18 protein-coding genes are annotated in these 20,603 nt (G+C 56.6%); 14 read left to right on the top strand and 4 right to left on the bottom strand.

What is annotated here, in order from left to right:
* Nucleotides 1–113 precede the first annotated feature (113 nt).
* Entirely contained in the window at nucleotides 114–623 is a 510-nt protein-coding gene (locus QZH45_RS23300) for a BRO-N domain-containing protein (protein WP_055135844.1), read from the bottom strand.
* A 566-nt stretch (nucleotides 624–1,189) separates the two neighbouring features.
* Here QZH45_RS23300 and dcm point away from each other — a divergent pair.
* The 4 genes from dcm to QZH45_RS23280 all read left to right on the top strand — a co-directional run bounded on the left by dcm (nucleotide 1,190) and on the right by QZH45_RS23280 (nucleotide 5,488).
* Complete coding sequence (gene dcm, locus QZH45_RS23295; protein ID WP_055135849.1) at nucleotides 1,190–2,623, top strand: DNA (cytosine-5-)-methyltransferase; 1,434 nt, start codon at nucleotides 1,190–1,192, stop codon at nucleotides 2,621–2,623.
* Between the two features lie 130 nt (nucleotides 2,624–2,753).
* On the top strand, nucleotides 2,754–3,278 hold the full coding sequence (locus QZH45_RS23290; RefSeq protein WP_237140488.1) for a very short patch repair endonuclease: 525 nt from the start codon (nucleotides 2,754–2,756) through the stop codon (nucleotides 3,276–3,278).
* Complete coding sequence (locus QZH45_RS23285; protein WP_055135845.1) at nucleotides 3,239–4,492, top strand: type II restriction endonuclease; 1,254 nt, start codon at nucleotides 3,239–3,241, stop codon at nucleotides 4,490–4,492. The genes QZH45_RS23290 and QZH45_RS23285 overlap by 40 nt, the downstream gene beginning before the upstream one ends.
* A 42-nt stretch (nucleotides 4,493–4,534) precedes the next feature.
* Complete coding sequence (locus QZH45_RS23280; RefSeq protein WP_081036557.1) at nucleotides 4,535–5,488, top strand: HNH endonuclease; 954 nt, start codon at nucleotides 4,535–4,537, stop codon at nucleotides 5,486–5,488.
* Between the two features lie 105 nt (nucleotides 5,489–5,593).
* On the opposite strand, the gene QZH45_RS23275 is transcribed toward QZH45_RS23280, so the two are convergent.
* From QZH45_RS23275 to QZH45_RS23265, 3 genes are all read right to left on the bottom strand, one after another.
* On the bottom strand, nucleotides 5,594–6,841 hold the full coding sequence (locus QZH45_RS23275) for a ribonucleotide-diphosphate reductase subunit beta (RefSeq protein ID WP_024776511.1): 1,248 nt from the start codon (nucleotides 6,839–6,841) through the stop codon (nucleotides 5,594–5,596).
* 486 nt (nucleotides 6,842–7,327) lie between these two features.
* Nucleotides 7,328–7,543 carry a hypothetical protein gene (locus tag QZH45_RS23270; RefSeq protein WP_053192391.1) on the bottom strand — a complete coding sequence of 72 codons (216 nt, stop codon included), beginning with the start codon at nucleotides 7,541–7,543 and terminating at the stop codon, nucleotides 7,328–7,330.
* A gap of 30 nt (nucleotides 7,544–7,573) precedes the next feature.
* Nucleotides 7,574–7,837 (bottom strand): DUF2790 domain-containing protein, encoded by a 264-nt coding sequence (locus QZH45_RS23265; RefSeq protein ID WP_053192393.1) that lies wholly within the window; start codon nucleotides 7,835–7,837, stop codon nucleotides 7,574–7,576.
* A 463-nt stretch (nucleotides 7,838–8,300) separates the two neighbouring features.
* Here QZH45_RS23265 and acs point away from each other — a divergent pair, with 463 nt between their 5' ends.
* From acs to astD, 10 genes are all read left to right on the top strand, one after another.
* Entirely contained in the window at nucleotides 8,301–10,256 is a 1,956-nt protein-coding gene (gene acs / locus QZH45_RS23260) for an acetate--CoA ligase (protein WP_024776514.1), read from the top strand.
* A gap of 666 nt (nucleotides 10,257–10,922) precedes the next feature.
* Nucleotides 10,923–11,696 (top strand): ABC transporter substrate-binding protein, encoded by a 774-nt coding sequence (locus QZH45_RS23255; RefSeq protein WP_024776515.1) that lies wholly within the window; start codon nucleotides 10,923–10,925, stop codon nucleotides 11,694–11,696.
* 90 nt (nucleotides 11,697–11,786) lie between these two features.
* Complete coding sequence (locus QZH45_RS23250) at nucleotides 11,787–12,476, top strand: ABC transporter permease (RefSeq protein ID WP_024776516.1); 690 nt, start codon at nucleotides 11,787–11,789, stop codon at nucleotides 12,474–12,476.
* Complete coding sequence (locus QZH45_RS23245; RefSeq protein WP_024776517.1) at nucleotides 12,473–13,171, top strand: ABC transporter permease; 699 nt, start codon at nucleotides 12,473–12,475, stop codon at nucleotides 13,169–13,171. The genes QZH45_RS23250 and QZH45_RS23245 overlap by 4 nt, the downstream gene beginning before the upstream one ends.
* 56 nt (nucleotides 13,172–13,227) lie before the next feature.
* On the top strand, nucleotides 13,228–13,992 hold the full coding sequence (locus tag QZH45_RS23240) for an ABC transporter ATP-binding protein (RefSeq protein WP_024776518.1): 765 nt from the start codon (nucleotides 13,228–13,230) through the stop codon (nucleotides 13,990–13,992).
* Between the two features lie 113 nt (nucleotides 13,993–14,105).
* A complete protein-coding gene (argR, locus tag QZH45_RS23235) occupies nucleotides 14,106–15,086 on the top strand; it encodes a transcriptional regulator ArgR (protein ID WP_024776519.1) in 981 nt (326 codons plus the stop codon).
* Between the two features lie 378 nt (nucleotides 15,087–15,464).
* Nucleotides 15,465–16,685: an aspartate aminotransferase family protein gene (locus tag QZH45_RS23230; RefSeq protein ID WP_055135847.1), complete on the top strand. Its 1,221-nt coding sequence runs from the start codon at nucleotides 15,465–15,467 to the stop codon at nucleotides 16,683–16,685.
* Between the two features lie 190 nt (nucleotides 16,686–16,875).
* Nucleotides 16,876–17,895, top strand: a complete 1,020-nt coding sequence (aruF, locus tag QZH45_RS23225) for an arginine/ornithine succinyltransferase subunit alpha (RefSeq protein ID WP_024776521.1) — start codon at nucleotides 16,876–16,878, stop codon at nucleotides 17,893–17,895.
* A gap of 46 nt (nucleotides 17,896–17,941) precedes the next feature.
* A complete protein-coding gene (gene astA, locus QZH45_RS23220) occupies nucleotides 17,942–18,967 on the top strand; it encodes an arginine N-succinyltransferase (protein WP_024776522.1) in 1,026 nt (341 codons plus the stop codon).
* Complete coding sequence (gene astD / locus QZH45_RS23215; RefSeq protein ID WP_167355740.1) at nucleotides 18,964–20,433, top strand: succinylglutamate-semialdehyde dehydrogenase; 1,470 nt, start codon at nucleotides 18,964–18,966, stop codon at nucleotides 20,431–20,433. The genes astA and astD overlap by 4 nt, the downstream gene beginning before the upstream one ends.
* Nucleotides 20,434–20,603: the final 170 nt, after the last annotated feature.

The raw sequence follows: 20,603 nt of genomic DNA, 5'->3' as shown, positions 1-20,603 counted from the left end.
CCTACCCAGCCTCTACGCCAGTTACCCATGGCGAGGGAGCTTGCTCCCGAACTCCATGGCATCAAAAAAAAAAGCCGCCGCCCGAATCCGGGCAACGGCTTCTGAGTGAATGATCAAAACCCTCGCAAAATCCGCGACGCCTTTCGCCACCAAGGTTCATGCTGATTAAATGGATCATCCACCAGCACCGCCGGCATATCCCTTAAGCGAATCCATGGCTCATCCTGCCAATGCAGCATGCAGAGCGACATCTTCGGCCAGTCCAGCACACTCAACGTGGGACGCTCCACCCTATGCGAGAAGCGCTCATCACGCAGCGTGGGCACTACCTGATGCGTGATCCACTCACGCAGCAACCGATACTCGGGGCAGTAGTGATAAATCAGCAACGCATACACGCCCGACTCGCTCAGCATCAGACGTTCTTCGGCCAACCCTTGGATATGCACGAACATCATCCGGCGCTGGTCAGAGTCGAGCTTGCGCGTCATTCGCTCATCAAGGTGCTTGCTCATCAGGCGCCCCAAATCGGATGCGCTGAACCAAGCCTGGTTTTCAACCAGAAGGGCATGCAGATGAATACTGTGGCGAATGAATTGAGTAGGGATCAGCGGCTCAGACATGACAGACCTCCAGAAGCGGCTGTGCATGAGCTGACGAGCGGGTAGGGCTGGTTACCTTCATCTTGAAGGTCAGGTTTGCAGGCATATCCTTTACCTCTGGCTGCTTTCTTAGGGCATTCGTTATGGGTGTCGGGAGCTAAGAAACCCACCAGAGACGGGCCGGACATATTCCCCTTTCGGGTCTTGTATTCGCCCACTCCCGACATAACGGGGATTTTCGCAGGCGTAGAGAAACCGCAGGCGAAAAAAAACCGCTGGCTGTCGGGTGCGGAGGGCCGCTCTGGCTACTGAGTTTCTTAGGCTCCGGCCGAGGGTAGAAGGATCAACCCGCTTCGTCAACCCAAGGCTCGACTACAAAATTCCAGATACAAAGATATCTGGACAAAGGCATTCAGTGGATTATGCTGTTTGTATATACAGTATTTTTTAATGACGCTCCTCCTTTCCTGACCGCCGCAGGTCATCAGCGCAAATGTTAGGAATCCAAAAATTACATTTACTTTGATGGATCAAGGATTAGAATGGTGATCATGCGTCACAGCTTTGACCCAGAGGAACTCGGGCATATGAATCTTTTTGAAACGACATCTTTTGAATCTCAGGGTGAAGTGAGTTCGCGGTCCTATGACTCGACCCATCCAGCTACTGATCTCGCACTGCTCCACAAGCTGTTGGAAATCTACGATCAAGGTCAGCTCGCTGAGATTCTTAACGATGTCAGTCCGACCCACTGGTGTCGTGAAACCATAAATCGCTGGGTCAAAGGCAAGGCGTCACCCAAGCTTTCCCATCTTGAGTTCACTCGCCTAGAAGCTTTATTACCTAAGCGTTTGAACCATAAACCTGCGTTTACATTTATTGATCTTTTTGCTGGGATCGGAGGTATTCGAAAAGGTTTTGAATCCATCGGTGGCGAATGTCTGTTCACGTCTGAGTGGAACAAATACGCAGTTAAAACCTACAAGGCGAATCATTTTTGCGATCCGGTCCGGCATCGTTTCAATCTGGATATTCGCTCGGTTACTCTCTCGGACAAACCTGAGGTGAGTGATGAGGAGGCGTACAGGCATATTGATCGTGAGATTCCTGATCATGATGTCTTGTTAGCAGGTTTTCCATGTCAACCGTTCTCCCTTGCCGGAGTTTCCAAAAAAAATTCCTTGGGGCGTAAACATGGTTTTGAATGTGAAACCCAAGGCACTCTGTTTTTTGATGTGGCTCGGATTATCGCAGCAAAGCGACCTGCTGCGTTTTTGCTTGAAAATGTAAAAAACCTCAAAAGCCACGATAAGGGCAATACTTTCCGAATCATTTGCGAAGCTCTCGATGAGCTGGGCTACGAGGTTGCTGACGTCAATGCACCCAAGGGGGCAGATCCAAAAGTGATCGATGCACGACACTTTCTGCCACAGCATAGAGAGCGAATAGTGTTGGTAGGTTTTCGCCGGGATTTGAATGTCCATCAAGGCTTCACTCTTCGCGATATCAGTAAACTCATACCCAAGCAGCGACCTAGCTTTGGTGATTTGCTCGATAAGGAAGTGGATAGTAAGTACATTTTGACGCCAAAGCTTTGGGACTATCTTTATCGGTATGCTGAGAAGCATCGCGAAAAGGGAAATGGTTTTGGCTTTGGTCTTACGCGTCCGAATGATGTGGCACGTACCCTTTCAGCTAGATATCACAAGGATGGATCAGAAATTCTGGTTGACCGCGGTTTTGTGGAGAAGCTAGATTTCAACGATGAGCTGAATCAGCTAAATCGCCCTCGCCGACTAACTCCTCACGAATGTTCTCGGTTAATGGGTTTCGATAAGCCCGGTGAAAGCTCCTTCATCATCCCTGTTTCCGATACTCAGGCTTACCGTCAATTCGGAAACTCTGTAGCAGTTCCGGTTTTTGAGGCTGTAGCTCTGTTGATGAAAGATCGTATTTTGGCTGCAAAGGAAAAGTCTGCTGACACGGAGCGACCGCAATTGGAGTTTGCGCTTCCTGAGTGAGGATTATCCTCCCATAGCAATCAGTAAACCCAGAGCATCTGCGCTCCCCTATGTCGATCGACATTCTTAGTGCATCAGATAGCTGACATCCAACCTTGAGAATATTGGTTCAAGAGGTATACAAAGGGAGATGGCGGCTATCGATTGCATAGAGGGTCAGATTTTGGTCGATATTGTAGATGTGGCGACACGTTCTCGAATGATGTCTGGAATTCAGAGCAAAAATACCAAACCGGAGATTTTAATCCGTAGAGCCTTGCATTCGCGAGGTTTTCGCTTCCGTTTGCACGCTAAACATCTTCCCGGAAAGCCCGATCTGGTCTTACCCAAATACAAGGCAATTGTGTTTGTGCACGGCTGCTTCTGGCATGGACACACCTGTCGATATTTCAAGATCCCACAAACGCGACCTGATTTTTGGTTGGAAAAAATCGGCAAAAATCAGATGCGAGACCAAGCCCACGAAGCGTCCTTGCTGGCTCTGGGGTGGAGGGTGCTTGTCATTTGGGAGTGTGCTGTGAGGTCAATGAAACGGGAAAAATCCTTTTTATTGATTGACCTCATGGCGGAGTGGCTGATAAACGGTAACGAATATTTACAGATAGATGAAAGCGCATGTTCAACGACCGCATTAGTGACTACTTCGAAGGGGTAGCTGCCAAATATCTGAGCGCCGTGGATGCCGATCCCGGGCGCTCTCATCAGCATGAAATTGGTGGCCTTCCTGCTGCTGGATTTAAGCAGTATCTTGGAACACCTGGGAAGAACGAGGAGTATCGCTTCAAAGCGAAGCAGATTTATTTTTCCGATGAGACGGAAGCTCCTGATGTTAGTGATGGTATGGTTACTTGGTACGACTGTAGAAGAAAACAGCCGCAACGAGGACCAGAATATCGCCTTTATTACAACAGAAGTGCGGTAACTGAGTTGCTTGAGGAGGGCGACTTTCTTCTTGTGGCAAAAATGCGTGACGGTTCACTACTGATGATATTTACACCGGCAGGAAGTACGGTGGAAAGTCAGCTGCGACTGTTGTTTGGGCTTGATCGTGTAAGTGATAGCTTTACTCCGGGAAAGCTAGACTCTATAGAGCTGCTGCTTCCTTTGCGGTTGATGCTAGAAGATCTTGGGATTGAAGTAAGTCGTGTTGAGCGAGGTGACGATGCTTGGCTTGAGCAACTGGTTAATTTGTTTGGTGGTGTAAATTTTCCCACAACATCAGTGTTTTCAGCCTATGCAAGAGAGTCAATAGAAGAACCGGTGAGTCTAGTCGAGTCTCCAGATCAAACTCTTCTGAACTGGATGGATCATGAGGAGAAGCTGTTTCGTATTTATGAACGATATCTGGTCAAGCAGAGATTGCGTTCAGGTTTTGGGGATGATGGTCAGGATGTTGATAGTTTTATTGGTTTTTCGCTTAGTGTTCAGAATAGACGAAAGTCTCGCGTAGGACACGCATTCGAGGGGCACCTCCATGAGCTTTTTGTGCGAAATGGCTTATTGTTCGAGCAGGGGCGGGGGAAGAGTTTTGTAACGGAAAATAACTCCAAACCGGATTTTTTATTTCCGGGGTTTTCAGCTTATCGAGATATTGAGTATCCGGAGAACAAGCTATTTATGTTGGGCGCCAAAACTACCTGTAAAGACAGGTGGAGGCAGGTTTTGAGTGAGGCACATAGGATTGCAGAAAAACACCTTATTACACTGGAGCCTGCAATTAGTGAAGGTCAAACGAGTGAAATGCAGTCGCATGGCTTGCGTTTGGTGATTCCAAGGCCTATTCATTCAACTTACTCTGTTTCACAAAGTAAATGGTTGCTCAGCCTAGAAGAGTTTATTTTGCAGGTCAAGCATAGCCAAAATACTTAACTGATCTTGTCGTTTTTATTTTTGAGCCGAGCTAGGTGAAAAATGATTGATGAATCGCTATGGGATAAACCTTTCTTCAAAGTTTTAAGTAGAAATGAGACGGGTGAAGGTAAGGGGAATCAGTCTGGTTTGGTCATACCTGTAAGTATGAGGCAATATATGCCATTTCTCTTGGGTGAACCAACTATTTTGATGCCAACGATTGGTATGCAGCTGGAAGCTGAGCTTTGTTTAGATGGTGTTGCTCTGGGTGTTGTATCTACTCGCTATCAGATTCAGTCATGGCGAGGAAGTGAGAAGCGTGAGACAAGGGTTACTGGGAAGCTTACTTCGTTGCTTGGAGGTGCTAAAGAAAGCGATCTTTTGATCATAAGTCGAAAGCGAAATAAGGATGACTGTTATCGGTTGGATTTAATTCCAAAGCGCTCAAAAAATTTTCGTTATTTTATGAAGCTCGTTAGTGGGCGGCGATGGGGGGCTTTAGAAAAAAATGATCCTCCAGAGTCTTTCGCCTTGGCGCTTGAGAGCGCTTTACAAGAGGAGGAAGAAAGAGCGGTTCTGGAGTTTTCACTGTTTGACTTCAATAAGAAAAATGTTACCAGTGTGGTGACGAAAAAAGCTCGTGATTATGCTTTCAAGAGGCGCGTCCTCAAGGCTTATGGATGGCGGTGTGCTATTTGCGCGAAAGGGTTTAAGTCTCCAGACGGACAGTATGAGCTGGAGGCTGCGCATATTGTTCCTCATTCAATGTCAGGCGTAGACGATGTAAGGAATGGTTTTTCTTTGTGTCGCTCGCATCATTGGGCTTTTGATAGAGGGCTTTTTGGCATAACTGCCAAGAGAACTGTGTATGTGCCCGATGTAGTAAAGGAAATAACGCAGAACTCTGAACTCTGTCTTAGGCATCAGAAAAAATTGTTCGAGCCTTTGAGTGAGGGTTTGCGGGTTGACGCCAGCGCATTTGCCTGGCACTGGGAAAATATCTTAATCTCTTAATAATTAAACACGGTTCCGGTTCTGCAGAATGCAAAAAACCCCGTTTTCACGGGGTTTTTAGTTGAGCGTCAACTGACAGGTTCAACTTGGGATTGTGTTTCGACATCAATCCCAGCTAAGCGCACCACCCGTCTGATACTCAATCACTCGCGTCTCAAAGAAGTTCTTCTCTTTCTTCAAGTCCATGATCTCGCTCATCCAAGGGAACGGGTTGGTCGTGCCTGGATACTCTTCCTTCAACCCAATCTGCGACAGACGACGGTTAGCAATGAACTTCAGATAGTCTTCCATCATCGCCGCGTTCATGCCCAACACGCCGCGAGGCATGGTGTCGCGGGCGTATTCGATCTCCAACTGAGTCCCTTGCAGGATCATCTGGGTCGCTTCTTCCTTCATTTCGGCATCCCACAGGTGTGGGTTTTCGATTTTGATCTGGTTGATCACGTCGATGCCGAAGTTCAGGTGCATGGACTCGTCGCGCAGGATGTACTGGAACTGCTCGGCGACGCCGGTCATCTTGTTGCGACGGCCCATGGAGAGGATCTGGGTGAAGCCGCAATAGAAGAAGATGCCTTCCAGGACGCAGTAGTAGGCGATCAGGTTGCGCAGCAACTCTTTGTCGGTTTCCGGGGTGCCGGTTTCGAACTTCGGATCGGAGATCGAACGGGTGTACTTCAGGCCCCAGGCGGCTTTCTTCGCGACCGATGGGATCTCGTGGTACATGTTGAAGATTTCGCCTTCATCCATGGCCAGCGATTCGATGCAGTACTGGTAGGCGTGGGTGTGGATCGCCTCTTCGAACGCCTGGCGCAGGATGTACTGGCGGCATTCCGGGTTGGTGATCAGGCGGTATACGGCCAGGACCAGGTTGTTGGCGACCAGGGAGTCGGCGGTGGAGAAGAAGCCCAGGTTGCGCATTACGATGCGGCGCTCGTCGTCGGTCAGGCCTTCCGGGTTTTTCCAGAGGGCGATGTCGGCGGTCATGTTGACTTCTTGCGGCATCCAGTGGTTTGCGCAACCGTCCAGGTACTTCTGCCAGGCCCAGTCGTATTTGAATGGCACGAGCTGGTTGAGGTCGGCGCGGCAGTTGATCATGCGCTTTTCATCGACGGCGACACGGGCAGAGGCGCCTTCGAGTTCGGCGAGGCCTTCGGCGACGTCGAGTTTGTCGAGGGCGGCCTTGGCGCGAATGATCGCGGCCGAGTCGCTGGCCGTCACGGCGCGGGCTTCGAGCGCGGCGGCGCCGCCAGCGCTGTCGAGGCGGTCCATGTTGGCTTCAGAAGCGTGGCCGGCATTGGCGCCTTTTACAGCGACTTCGCCGTCTTCTTTGTCGAATTCGTCCCAGCTCAGCATGACGTGTCGTCTCCTGCGTGAGGGCCAGAAGCCTGGTGAAGGCCTGCTGGCGGCGGTGGATCTTGGAAAATCGTTTCTTGCAGCTGACGCAGGCAATAAACAGAAAAATGTACGGGTCATGCTGAAGCGGCTGTGAACGCGAAGAGGCGATGGGCCTTTGCGTGGGCTTCAGGCTGGCTTGATCCCCTGTAAGGGAATATTGCAGGCCCGTATAAGGCGGCATTATAAGGACTTTTTTGCCTACGTGGTGCGGCGAAATCGCCCACGGAGGGCGCGGTGGGGGGCGTATCCGCGTTGGAGCGAGAGTTTACAAGGCTTTGGCGGTTACAGATTTTTTTTGCATGAATCGGATGAGGTGATTTTTTGATCAAAAAACAACCGGTTTTTGCGAATTTACACTACATGTTGTGTTTGTGGAGGGTTTTCATTGGTTCCAGACACAACCAGGCCCGACCGGAGTCGGGCCATGGAAACTGCCAATAATGATCAATCGGTATGGGCCGAGCCGGAGCGGTCGCTGCCATCGGCGGCGACGGTCCTCGGATCGGTAGGGGCGTGGTGGTCGGTATCGACCGTGGCGGCGTTGGTGAGGTCGTGACGGTTCATTGCGGCGGCGGAACCGGTGCGATCGAAGCCGTCGGCGGCGAAGCTATTGGCGGCCAGTACGGACAGGGCCAAGGCGCAGAAGAGTTTGTATTTCAAAGTGGATGACTCCTGGTTCGTTCAAGTTGGTTAGCCGTTGGAGCAACCATTGCCCATGACGCTGTAGCGCAGGATGTGCCGTTGGCCTTTGGAGTCTTCGTATTCCATCTTTGCCGGGACCACTTCGCAGACGTTCGGGACGGTGCTCATGAAAATGACTTTGGCGATGTCCAGATGGGTGGAATAGGTGTACTCCTCAATGGCAGGTTTTTGCTGAGCGACATCGGTCGGGGCCTCGTCTGCCATCGCCGTTGCGCAGAGGCTGCCGAGGACCAGAACCCATAAAGCTTTCATCTGATTTCACCTTTTTTGAGGTCGAGTGGGGTCACGCAACCTTTTTGGGGTTGCGTGTGGAGCAGGTTTGGGAAGTTTGATTAACGGCCTTCGTGGGGGCTGTGTTGCGTCAATCGTATTTGCCGGTTGGCGAGGTGGATTCTAGGGAGTGGGGGTGGATGCAAACAGACCGGGTTTTGATAAAGACTTTTGGTTGATTTGGTAATAATCGCCAGGAGTCGAAGACTTCCTGTTGGATCTGTTTTGGATTGGCTGGCGTCATCGCGAGCAGGCTCGCTCCCACGGGGGATCTATGTTGGTGACAAAAACAGGTATTCACTGAAATTCAGGTGTGGATGGGTCTTGCACGTTTGTACCGACATTTTGTAGGGACTTGTTACTACCATCGTCGAATGGTTCTATAGGCCCGCCCCGGGCTACAACGGGACCATACAAAAACAACTATGTCACCGAGGTAAGAAACATGAGTGCGGCTTCTCTGTATCCCGTTCGTCCCGAGGTAGCAGCCAATACGCTGACTGACGAGGCGACCTACAAGGCCATGTACCAGCAGTCGGTGGTCAACCCGGATGGTTTCTGGCGCGAACAGGCCAAGCGCCTCGACTGGATCAAGCCGTTCACCACGGTGAAGCAGACCTCCTTCGACGATCACCATGTCGATATCAAGTGGTTTGCCGACGGCACCTTGAACGTTTCCTACAATTGCCTCGACCGTCACCTGGCCGAGCGTGGCGATCAGGTTGCGATTATCTGGGAGGGCGATGACCCTGCCGAGAGTCGCAAGATCACTTACCGTGAACTGCACGAAGAAGTCTGCAAGTTCGCCAACGCTCTGCGCGGCCAGGACGTGCATCGCGGCGACGTGGTGACCATCTACATGCCGATGATCCCAGAGGCTGTGGTCGCCATGCTGGCCTGTGCCCGGATCGGCGCGATTCACTCGGTGGTGTTCGGTGGTTTCTCCCCTGAAGCACTGGCCGGTCGCATCATCGACTGCAAATCCAAAGTGGTGATCACCGCCGACGAAGGCGTTCGCGCCGGCAAGAAGATCCCGCTCAAGGCCAACGTCGACGACGCGCTGACCAACCCGGAAACCAGCAGCATCCAGAAAGTCATCGTGTGCAAGCGCACCGCGGGCAACATCAAGTGGAACCAGCACCGCGACATCTGGTACGAAGACCTGATGAAAGTCGCCGGTACCGTTTGCGCGCCAAAGGAAATGGGCGCTGAAGAAGCGCTGTTCATCCTCTACACCTCCGGTTCCACCGGCAAGCCCAAGGGCGTGCAGCACACCACGGCGGGCTACCTGCTGTATGCGGCCCTGACCCATGAGCGCGTATTCGACTACAAGCCGGGCGAGGTCTACTGGTGCACCGCCGACGTCGGCTGGGTCACCGGCCACAGCTACATCGTCTACGGCCCGCTGGCGAACGGCGCGACCACGCTGCTGTTCGAAGGCGTGCCGAACTATCCGGACATCACCCGGGTGGCCCAGGTCATCGACAAGCACAAGGTCAATATCCTTTACACCGCGCCTACCGCCATCCGCGCGATGATGGCCTCGGGCACCGCCGCCGTCGAAGGCGCCGATGGCAGCAGTCTGCGCCTGCTGGGGTCGGTGGGTGAGCCGATCAACCCGGAAGCCTGGGACTGGTACTACAAGAACGTCGGCAAGGAACGTTGCCCGATCGTCGACACCTGGTGGCAGACCGAAACCGGTGGCGTGCTGATCAGCCCGCTGCCAGGTGCCACGGCGTTGAAGCCGGGTTCGGCCACGCGTCCGTTCTTCGGCGTGGTGCCGGCACTGGTGGATAACCTCGGCAACCTGATCGAAGGTGCAGCCGAAGGTAACCTGGTGATCCTCGATTCGTGGCCAGGCCAGGCGCGGACGCTGTACGGCGACCATGACCGTTTCGTCGACACCTACTTCAAGACCTTCAGCGGCATGTATTTCACCGGTGACGGTGCGCGTCGCGATGCCGATGGTTACTACTGGATCACCGGCCGCGTGGATGACGTGCTCAACGTGTCCGGCCACCGCATGGGTACCGCCGAGATCGAAAGTGCCATGGTCGCCCACCCGAAAGTCGCCGAAGCGGCGGTGGTCGGTGTGCCGCACGACATCAAGGGGCAGGGCATCTATGTCTATGTCACCCTCAATGCCGGCGAAGAAACCAGCGAAGCCCTGCGCCTGGAACTGAAGAACTGGGTGCGCAAGGAGATCGGTCCGATTGCATCGCCGGATGTCATCCAGTGGGCACCCGGTTTGCCGAAGACCCGCTCCGGCAAGATCATGCGCCGCATCCTGCGCAAGATCGCCACGGCGGAATATGACGGGTTGGGTGATATCTCCACGTTGGCCGATCCGGGTGTGGTGGCGCATTTGATCGAGACGCACAAGACCATGAACGTCGCCTGACGACGGTTTGTGATCCCTGAAAGCCCCGCCCGGTAATTGCCCGGCGGGGCTTTTTCTTGGGAGCTGACTGATCGTTCCCACGCTCCGCGTGGGAATGCAGCCATGGACGCTCTGCGTCCCTGGGAGCCGAACGCGGAGCGTCCGTAGAGGCATTCCCACGCGGAGCGTGGGAACGATCAGTGTGGAAAGGTCTGCGAATAAATATCGACGTTCCGCGTCAGCTCTTTCGAAGCGTTACCGATGTTTCTAAATGTGTAACCAAAGGCACCCTACCGAGGCGATGGGAAACGCCAGGCCCCGTTTCAGAGCGTCCGCAGCTTCTCGTTAAAATAAGCCGACACGCTGTGCTTGCCGGATTAGAAGGGTTTGCGAATAATGGGCCCGTAATTTGCAATGTGTATTGGTTTCCTTTCTTTTGTCCTTGCATGAATTTGCCAGGCTGTCAATGTGCTCGAACTGCTTTCTCGGTGCTTCTGTAATTTGTTGTCGCATTGAAGAAATATCGGCTTCGGGCCTGTCGTTAGAATGCCGATCACTCGCTCGTCGTGGCCTGCGTTGATAAAAACGCCCGATTCCTAGGACGCAGCACCTACGTTTGTTTCACCCATTCGCATATTGGGCTGTTGCTCACTCTGCCGTTTTGCCCTTTACCGATGGAGTCCCAAGATGAAGAAACTTGTGCTGCTTGGCGCCCTGGCACTGTCCGTGCTGTCCCTGCCGACATTCGCCGATCAAAAGCCCCTGAAGATCGGTATCGAAGCGGCTTACCCTCCGTTTGCCTCCAAAGCCCCGGATGGCAGCATCGTCGGTTTCGACTACGACATCGGCAACGCGTTGTGCGAAGAGATGAAGGTCAAGTGCGTGTGGGTCGAGCAGGAGTTCGACGGTCTGATCCCGGCACTCAAGGTGCGCAAGATCGATGCGATCCTGTCCTCCATGTCGATCACTGAAGATCGCAAGAAGTCCGTGGACTTCACCAACAAGTACTACAACACCCCGGCCCGTCTGGTAATGAAGGCCGGCACCCAGGTCAGCGATGGCTTGACCGAGCTCAAGGGCAAGAACATCGGCGTGCAGCGCGGTTCGATCCACGAGCGTTTTGCCCGTGAAGTCCTCGCCCCGCTGGGTGCCGAGATCAAGCCATACGGTTCGCAGAACGAAATCTACCTGGACGTTTCCGCTGGTCGTCTCGACGGCACCCTGGCAGACGCTACCTTGCTGGATGACGGTTTCCTGAAGACCGATGCCGGCAAAGGCTTCGCATTCGTGGGGCCGGCCTTCACCGACGTCAAATACTTCGGTGACGGCGTAGGGATCGCAGTTCGTAAGGGCGATGCCCTGAAAGACAAGATCAATGGCGCCATCGCTGCTATTCGCGAGAACGGCAAGTACAAGCAAATCCAGGATAAATACTTCGCCTTCGACATCTACGGCAAGTAACACCGTCCCGCTACTCGTGCGAAATGGCGCAAGCAACAGGCTCCCTGCGGTTTGCGCCATTTTTTCATCCCACTTTCGAGGACCTGAATCATGTTGAAAGGCTACGGGGCTGTCATCCTCGATGGCGCATGGTTGACGCTTCAGCTCGCCTTGTCGTCCATGGCCCTGGCCATTGTCCTGGGACTGATCGGTGTCGCGTTGCGCCTCTCGCCGGTGCGCTGGCTGGCGTGGCTGGGTGACCTGTATTCCACGGTCATTCGCGGTATTCCTGACCTGGTGCTGATCCTGCTGATTTTCTACGGCGGCCAGGACCTGCTCAATCGCGTGGCACCGATACTCGGTTATGACGACTACATCGACCTCAATCCGCTGGCGGCGGGTATTGGCACCCTGGGCTTTATCTTTGGTGCCTACCTGTCGGAAACCTTTCGCGGCGCGTTCATGGCGATCCCCAAGGGGCAGGCCGAGGCGGGCATGGCGTATGGCATGAGCGGGTTCCAGGTGTTCTTCCGGGTGCTGGTGCCACAGATGATTCGCCTGGCGATTCCGGGCTTCACCAACAACTGGCTGGTGTTGACCAAGGCGACCGCGCTGATTTCGGTGGTGGGCCTGCAAGACATGATGTTCAAGGCCAAGCAGGCGGCAGATGCCACCCGTGAGCCGTTCACCTTCTTCCTGGCAGTGGCGGCGATGTACCTGGTGATCACCAGCGTCTCGTTGCTGGCATTGCGTCACCTTGAGAAGCGCTACTCGGTAGGCGTAAGGGCGGCTGATCTATGATCTTCGACTACAACGTCATCTATGAAGCCTTGCCGCTGTACTTCGGCGGTCTGCTGACCACCTTGAAGTTGCTGGCACTGTCGCTGTTCTTCGGTCTGCTGGCGGCGCTGCCCCTGGGGCTGATGCGGGTGTCCAGGCAGCCGGTCGTGAACATGACGGCCTGGCTCTACACATACGTGATTCGCGGCACGCCGATGCTGGTGCAATTGTTCCTGATCTACTACGGGTTGGCGCAATTCGAGGCCGTGCGCGAGAGCTTTCTCTGGCCGTGGCTGTCCAGCGCGACGTTCTGTGCGTGTCTCGCCTTCGCCATCAATACCAGTGCCTACACCGCTGAAATCATCGCCGGTAGCCTGCGGGCCACGCCCAATGGCGAAATCGAGGCGGCCAAGGCCATGGGCATGTCGCGCTTTACGCTGTATCGCCGGATCCTGCTGCCGTCGGCCCTGCGCCGGGCGCTGCCGCAATACAGCAACGAAGTGATCATGATGCTGCAGACCACCAGCCTGGCCTCCATCGTGACCCTGATTGACATCACCGGTGCCGCGCGCACGGTGAACGCCCAGTATTACCTGCCGTTCGAGGCTTACATCACGGCCGGCGTGTTCTATTTGTGCCTGACCTTCATCCTGGTGCGCCTGTTCAAGCTGGCCGAGCGTCGCTGGCTGAGTTACCTGGCCCCGCGCAAGCACTGATAACGCATCGACCCGATCGACTGCCCAACGACTGACGTTTTGTGAGAACCGACCGCATGTACAAGCTCGAAGTCCAAGACCTGCATAAACGCTATGGCAGTCACGAAGTGCTCAAGGGTGTGTCCCTGAAGGCCGCCGCCGGTGATGTGATCAGCATCATCGGCTCCAGTGGCTCTGGCAAAAGTACCTTCCTGCGTTGCATCAACCTGCTTGAGCAACCCCATGCCGGCAAGATTCTGCTCAACAACGAAGAGCTGAAACTGGTGGCCAACAAGGATGGTGCGTTGAAGGCGGCGGACCCCAAGCAACTGCAGCGCATGCGTTCGCGGCTGGCAATGGTGTTCCAGCACTTCAACCTGTGGTCCCACATGACCGCGCTGGAAAACATCATGGAAGCGCCGGTGCATGTCCTGGGCGTCTCCAAGGCCGAGGCTCGCGAAAAGGCCGAGCATTATCTGAACAAAGTGGGCGTGGCCCATCGCAAGGACGCTTATCCGGGCCACATGTCGGGCGGCGAACAGCAGCGCGTGGCGATTGCCCGGGCGCTGGCGATGGAGCCGGAAGTCATGTTGTTCGACGAACCGACGTCAGCCCTCGACCCGGAGCTGGTGGGCGATGTGCTCAAGGTGATGCAAGCCCTGGCCCTGGAAGGCCGGACCATGGTGGTGGTGACCCACGAGATGGGCTTTGCCCGCGAGGTGTCGAACCAATTGGTGTTCCTGCACAAAGGCATTGTCGAAGAAAGCGGCAATCCGCGTGAAGTGCTGGTCAATCCGCAATCGGAGCGCCTGCAACAATTTCTTTCGGGCAGCCTCAAGTAATTGCTCCCGTTACGCACCTGATTTGGGTCATGCTGCGCATCACGTGCCAGATGGTCTAATTTGGTTGCAGCCGCTTTTGGCTTTAACACTGTTTTCGTTTCGGATCGCCCGCCATGACTGCCCATCGAATTGGTTTCCTGATTTGGCCCAGCACTAAAGCCTTGACGCTGGCGCTGGCTGAGGAGGCCTTGCGTGTCGCTCAGCGGGTGCATCCAGAAGTGGTCTACGAGCTGTCGTTCTTGCAGGCCGAGCCTGCGGGTGAGAGCGCCTGGCAACTACCTGGCGAACCCTGGGCGGGCAAGCTCGAAGGCCTCCAGAAGCTTTTCCTGCTGGCCGATGAGCCGCCGGCTGCGCTGGCCTCCAACCTGAGTAGCGCACTCAAGCAACTGGTGCGTGCCGGTTGTGTGATCGGTGGCTTGTCGGCCGGGGTCTATCCCCTGGCTCAATTGGGCTTGCTCGACGGTTATCGTGCCGCCGTGCACTGGCGCTGGCAGGACGATTTCTCCGAGCGTTTTCCCAAGGTCATCGCTACCAGCCACTTGTTCGACTGGGATCGCGACCGCCTGACGGCCTGCGGTGGTATGTCGGTGCTCGATCTGCTGCTGGCGGTGCTGTCGCGCGATCACGGCGCGGAACTGGCCGGGGCGGTGTCGGAAGAGCTGGTGGTCGAGCGCATCCGTGAAGGTGGCGAGCGCCAGCGCATCCCATTGCAGAATCGCCTTGGCTCCAGCCATCCGAAGCTCACCCAGGCGGTGCTGCTGATGGAGGCCAACATCGAAGAGCCGCTGACCACCGACGAAATTGCCCAGCACGTGTGTGTGTCCCGCCGGCAACTGGAGCGGATCTTCAAGCAATACCTCAATCGTGTGCCGAGCCAGTATTACCTGGAACTGCGCCTGAACAAGGCCCGGCAGATGCTGATGCAGACCAGCAAATCCATCATCCAGATCGGCTTGTCCTGTGGTTTCTCCTCAGGGCCGCACTTCTCCAGCGCCTACCGCAACTTCTTCGGCGCCACGCCGCGGGAAGATCGCAACCAGCGACGCAGCAGCAGTCCGTTCGAGTTGTCGTCGGTGCCGGCCGAGCGCGGTTAGGCAGCTCCCGCCGGAGGGCAGGGGGGCGCAAAAATAGGGCGGTCTACGCAAAACACCTGTGGGAGCGAGCCTGCTCGCGATGGCGTCGGTTCAGTTGGCATCGATGTCGACTGACATTGCGCTATCGCGAGCAGGCTCGCTCCCACAGGTGATCTGTGTCTGGCAATGGAAATGTGGACGTCGACGCCTAAAGTCCCCCGACAACGTTTAAACTGCGCCTTTGCGACGCTATTTGTCGCATTGCCATAAACCCAATGAAAACGGGGGTTGGCGCTATAAGAAGTTGTCGCTTGGCGGCAAGGCCGGGCTGAAAACTGTCCTTACAATCCTCACCAAGCTCGCCATTTCCAGGCGAGTGTTTCTCTTCAGGAGACTCCGATGTCCGTTGAGCAAGCCGCGGTACAACGCGCCGATTTCGACCAGGTAATGGTCCCCAACTATGCGCCTGCTGCCTTCATTCCCGTGCGTGGCGCCGGTTCCCGCGTGTGGGACCAGTCCGGCCGCGAGTTGATCGATTTCGCCGGTGGTATTGCAGTCAACGTATTGGGCCACGCTCACCCGGCGCTGGTTGCCGCGCTCACTGAACAGGCCCACAAGCTGTGGCATGTCTCCAACGTATTCACCAACGAACCGGCCCTGCGCCTGGCCCATAAACTGGTCAACGCGACATTCGCCGAGCGTGCGTTCTTCTGCAACTCCGGCGCCGAAGCCAACGAGGCCGCCTTCAAGCTGGCCCGTCGTGTTGCGTTCGATCGTTTCGGCACTGAAAAGTACGAAATCATCGCCGCCCTCAACAGCTTCCACGGCCGTACGCTGTTTACCGTCAACGTCGGCGGGCAGTCGAAATATTCCGATGGCTTCGGTCCCAAGATCACCGGCATCACCCACGTGCCCTATAACGACCTGGCAGCCTTGAAAGCGGCCATTTCGGACAAGACCTGCGCCGTGGTGCTGGAGCCGATCCAGGGTGAAGGCGGCGTGCTGCCGGCCGAGCAAGCCTACCTGCAAGGCGCCCGCGACCTGTGCGATGCGCACAATGCGCTGCTGGTGTTCGACGAAGTGCAGACCGGCATGGGCCGCAGCGGCCATCTGTTCGCCTACATGCATTACGGCGTGGTCCCGGACATCCTCACCAGCGCCAAGAGCCTGGGCGGTGGTTTCCCGATCGCGGCGATGCTCACCACCGAAGCGCTGGCCAAGCATCTGGTCGTCGGTACCCACGGCACCACTTACGGCGGCAACCCGCTGGCGTGCGCGGTGGCTGAAGCGGTGATCGATATAGTCAATACCCCTGAGGTGCTCAACGGCGTCAAGGCCAAGCATCACAAGTTCAAGGCCCGCCTGGAGCAGATCGGCGAGAAGTACGGCCTGTTCACCCAGGTACGCGGTCTGGGCCTGTTGATCGGCTGCGTGCTGAACGACGCCTGGAAAGGCAAGGCCAAGGACATCTTCAATGCCGCCGAACAGGAAGGCCTGATGATCCTGCAAGCCGGCCCCGACGTGATTCGTTTCGCCCCGAGCCTGGTGGTGGAAGATGCCGACATCGATGCCGGCCTGGATCGTTTCGAGAAGGCTGTGGCGAAGCTGACCCAAGCCTGATCCCGAAAACCGGCTCCATGGGGAGCCAGGTTCCAGTGGGAGCTGAGCTTGCTCGCGATGGGATCGCCTCGTTGTGACAGGTGAAGCCCAGTGTCTGCATCGCGAGCAAGCTTTGCTCCCACATGAAGCCGTTTTTTTCTTTGTGTCGGCCTTTGGTCGAACCCTTTATTTCAAGTTAAGGAGTGACACCATGCTGGTGATGCGCCCCGCGCAAATGGCGGATCTGGGCGAAGTACAGCGTCTGGCTGCGGACAGTCCGATCGGTGTCACTTCCTTGCCGGATGACGTGGAACGCTTGAGCGACAAGATCGCCGCGAGCGAAGCCTCGTTTGCCGCCGAAGTCAGTTTCAACGGTGAAGAAAGCTATTTCTTCGTCCTTGAAGACACGGCCACCGGCAAGCTGGTGGGCTGTTCGGCCATCGTTGCGTCGGCCGGTTATTCCGAGCCGTTCTACAGCTTTCGCAACGAGACGTTCGTCCATGCCTCCCGTGAGCTGAAGATCCACAACAAGATCCATGTGCTCTCCCAGTGCCACGACCTGACCGGCAATAGCCTGCTGACCAGTTTCTATGTGGTCCGGGACCTGGTGGGGACGCCTTGGGCGGAACTCAATTCCCGCGGGCGCCTGCTGTTCGTCGCCAGTCATCCGGAGCGGTTCGCCGATTCGGTGGTGACCGAGATCGTCGGCTACAGCGATGAAAATGGCGATTCGCCGTTCTGGGACGCCATCGGTCGCAACTTCTTCGACCTCAACTACGCCGCCGCCGAGCGCCTGTGCGGGCTGAAAAGCCGTACCTTCCTCGCCGAGCTGATGCCGCATTACCCGATCTACGTGCCACTGCTGCCGGACTCCGCCCAGGAAGCCATGGGGCAGGTCCATCCGCGTGCGCAGATTACCTTCGACATCCTGATGCGCGAAGGCTTCGAGACTGATCATTACATCGACATCTTCGACGGCGGCCCGACCCTGCATGCCCGCGTCTCGGGGATTCGCTCGATTGCCCAGAGCCGTGTGGTGCCGGTCAAGCTCGGTGAGCCGGTCAAGGGCGCCGGCCGGCAATACCTGGTGGCCAATGCCCAGTTGCAGGATTACCGCGCCGTGTTGCTCGAGCTCGATTACGCGCCGGGTAAACCGGTGACCCTGGACATGGAAGCAGCCGAGGCCCTGGGCGTCGGCGAAGGCTCCAGCGTGCGCCTGGTGGCGGTTTAAGTCTGAGTTTCGCGGGTGGCATGAGCGGCCCGTCTGAGGAGATAGCATGATCGTTCGTCCCGTACGCAGCAGCGATTTACCCGCTCTGATCGCCCTGGCCCGCAGCACTGGCACCGGCCTGACCACTTTGCCGGCCAACGAGGAGCGCCTGGCCCATAGGGTCGGTTGGGCCGAGAAGACCTTTCGCGGCGAAGCCGGGCGTGGTGATGCGGACTACCTGTTCGTGCTCGAAAACGATGACGGCCAAGTGGTGGGCATCTCCGCCATCGCTGGCGCTGTGGGCCTGCGTGAGCCCTGGTACAACTTCCGTGTCGGCCTGACGGTGAGTGCTTCTCAGGAGCTGAACATCTACCGGGAAATCCCGACGCTGTTCCTGGCCAACGACCTGACCGGCAATTCCGAGCTGTGCTCGCTGTTCCTCCATGCCGATTACCGCAACGGCCTCAACGGCCGCATGCTGGCCAAGGCGCGGTTGCTGTTCATTGCCGAGTACCCGCAGCTGTTCGGCAACAAGATCATCGCCGAGATGCGCGGCATGTCCGATGACACCGGCCGTTCGCCTTTCTGGGAAAGCCTTGGCCGGCATTTCTTCAAGATGGAATTCAGCCAGGCCGACTACTTGACCGGGGTCGGCAACAAGGCGTTCATCGCTGAACTGATGCCCAAGTTTCCGCTGTATACCTGTTTCCTGTCCGAGGATGCCCGCGCCGTGATTGGCCAGGTGCATCCAGACACCGAACCGGCCTTGTCGATGCTCAAGAGCGAAGGGTTCAACTATCAAGGCTACGTCGACATTTTCGATGCCGGCCCGGCCGTGGAATGCGAAACCGCCAAGATTCGTGCTGTCCGTGACAGCCAGGCCCTGGTGCTGGCCATCGGTACGCCGGGCGACGACGCCACGCCATTCCTCATCCATAACCGCAAATGCCTGGATTGTCGCATCACGGCGGCACCGGCGCGCTTCGCCTCGGGCACCCTGGTGGTCGATCCGCTGACCGCCAAACGTCTTCAACTCAATGCCGGCGATCAAGTGCGCGCCGTTGCGTTGTCTGCTGCTCGGGAGTCGAAATAATGAACTCGCTGTATATCGCGGGAAGCTGGCTGGAAGGCCAGGGCGACATGTTTGAGTCCCTGAACCCGGTGACCCAGCAAGTGCTGTGGTCGGGCAAGGGTGCCACGGCTGCGCAAGTCGAGTCGGCGGTGCAGGCTGCGCGCCAGGCGTTCCCGGACTGGGCCCGGCGTTCCCTGGATGAACGCATTCAGGTGCTGGAAGCTTTTGCCTCGACGCTGAAAAGCCATGCTGAAGAGCTGGCCCACTGCATCGGTGAGGAAACCGGCAAGCCACTGTGGGAAGCGGCCACCGAAGTCACCAGCATGATCAACAAGGTCGCCATCTCGGTGCAGAGCTACCGTGAGCGGACCGGCGAGAAGAGCGGCCCCCTGGGCGACGCCACTGCTGTGCTGCGGCATAAGCCCCACGGTGTGGTGGCGGTATTCGGTCCTTACAACTTCCCTGGCCACTTGCCCAACGGCCACATCGTGCCGGCGCTGCTGGCGGGTAACAGCGTGCTGTTCAAACCGAGCGAGCTGACCCCGAAAGTCGCCGAATTGACGGTCAAGTGCTGGGTCGAAGCCGGATTGCCGGCGGGTGTGCTGAACCTGTTGCAAGGCGCCCGGGAAACCGGCATCGCCCTGGCGGCGAATCCGGGCATCGACGGGCTGTTCTTCACCGGCTCCAGCCGCACTGGCAATCTGCTGCACCAACAATTCTCCGGTCGCCCGGACAAGATCCTGGCGCTGGAAATGGGCGGTAACAATCCGCTGGTGGTGGACGAGGTGGCGGACGTCGATGCGGCGGTCTACACCATCATTCAGTCAGCATTCATTTCCGCTGGCCAGCGTTGCACCTGCGCGCGCCGATTGCTGGTGCCGGAAGGGGCGTGGGGGGATGCCCTGCTGGCGCGCCTGGTGGCCGTCAGTTCGACTATCGAAGTCGGAGCGTTCGATCAGCAACCGGCGCCGTTCATGGGCTCGGTGGTTTCCCTGGGCGCGGCGAAAGTCTTGATGGACGCACAGAATCATCTGCTGGGCCTCGGCGCCGTGGCGCTGCTGGCGATGACTCAGCCCCAGCCCCAGGCCGCGTTGCTGACGCCAGGGATTCTCGACGTGACGGCGGTGGCCGAACGTCCTGACGAAGAACTGTTCGGGCCGCTGCTGCAAGTGATCCGCTACGCGGATTTCCCGGCGGCCATCGCCGAGGCCAACAACACCCAATACGGCCTGGCTGCCGGCTTGTTGTCCGACTCCCAGGAGCGCTACCAGCAGTTCTGGCTGCAAAGCCGTGCCGGTATCGTCAACTGGAACAAACAATTGACCGGTGCCGCCAGCAGCGCGCCGTTCGGCGGTGTCGGCGCCTCGGGCAACCATCGCGCCAGTGCCTATTACGCGGCCGACTATTGTGCGTACCCGGTAGCGTCCCTGGAGACACCTGACCTGGTGATGCCAGCCAGTCTCACGCCGGGTGTGCGAATGGTGTAAACCCATCGCGGGCAAGCCTTGCTCCCACAGGTTCCATGCGGTCCCTGGGGGAACTGACCTTGCCCCCACAGGTTTTATGCAACCTCCTGTGGGAGCAAGGCTTGCCCGCGATGGCCGCGCCGCAGTTGCTACTTGATGCCTATAAAAAACAGATCCTCGTGGAGCCTCGC

This window comes from Pseudomonas corrugata (genome assembly GCF_050920615.1).
GTDB classification, from domain to species: domain Bacteria; phylum Pseudomonadota; class Gammaproteobacteria; order Pseudomonadales; family Pseudomonadaceae; genus Aquipseudomonas; species Aquipseudomonas corrugata.
This window is presented reverse-complemented; position numbering and strand designations above follow the sequence as displayed.

Bases quoted from the DNA above. Each gene is read 5' to 3' on its own strand.
- QZH45_RS23300 (WP_055135844.1), bottom strand. From the start codon at position 623: ATGTCTGAGCCGCTGATCCCTACTCAATTCATTCGCCACAGTATTCAT.
- dcm (WP_055135849.1), top strand. From the start codon at position 1,190: ATGAATCTTTTTGAAACGACATCTTTTGAATCTCAGGGTGAAGTGAGT.
- QZH45_RS23290 (WP_237140488.1), top strand. From the start codon at position 2,754: ATGGCGGCTATCGATTGCATAGAGGGTCAGATTTTGGTCGATATTGTA.
- QZH45_RS23285 (WP_055135845.1), top strand. From the start codon at position 3,239: ATGTTCAACGACCGCATTAGTGACTACTTCGAAGGGGTAGCTGCCAAA.
- QZH45_RS23280 (WP_081036557.1), top strand. From the start codon at position 4,535: ATGATTGATGAATCGCTATGGGATAAACCTTTCTTCAAAGTTTTAAGT.
- QZH45_RS23275 (WP_024776511.1), bottom strand. From the start codon at position 6,841: ATGCTGAGCTGGGACGAATTCGACAAAGAAGACGGCGAAGTCGCTGTA.
- QZH45_RS23265 (WP_053192393.1), bottom strand. From the start codon at position 7,837: ATGAAAGCTTTATGGGTTCTGGTCCTCGGCAGCCTCTGCGCAACGGCG.
- acs (WP_024776514.1), top strand. From the start codon at position 8,301: ATGAGTGCGGCTTCTCTGTATCCCGTTCGTCCCGAGGTAGCAGCCAAT.
- QZH45_RS23255 (WP_024776515.1), top strand. From the start codon at position 10,923: ATGAAGAAACTTGTGCTGCTTGGCGCCCTGGCACTGTCCGTGCTGTCC.
- QZH45_RS23250 (WP_024776516.1), top strand. From the start codon at position 11,787: ATGTTGAAAGGCTACGGGGCTGTCATCCTCGATGGCGCATGGTTGACG.
- QZH45_RS23245 (WP_024776517.1), top strand. From the start codon at position 12,473: ATGATCTTCGACTACAACGTCATCTATGAAGCCTTGCCGCTGTACTTC.
- QZH45_RS23240 (WP_024776518.1), top strand. From the start codon at position 13,228: ATGTACAAGCTCGAAGTCCAAGACCTGCATAAACGCTATGGCAGTCAC.
- argR (WP_024776519.1), top strand. From the start codon at position 14,106: ATGACTGCCCATCGAATTGGTTTCCTGATTTGGCCCAGCACTAAAGCC.
- QZH45_RS23230 (WP_055135847.1), top strand. From the start codon at position 15,465: ATGTCCGTTGAGCAAGCCGCGGTACAACGCGCCGATTTCGACCAGGTA.
- aruF (WP_024776521.1), top strand. From the start codon at position 16,876: ATGCTGGTGATGCGCCCCGCGCAAATGGCGGATCTGGGCGAAGTACAG.
- astA (WP_024776522.1), top strand. From the start codon at position 17,942: ATGATCGTTCGTCCCGTACGCAGCAGCGATTTACCCGCTCTGATCGCC.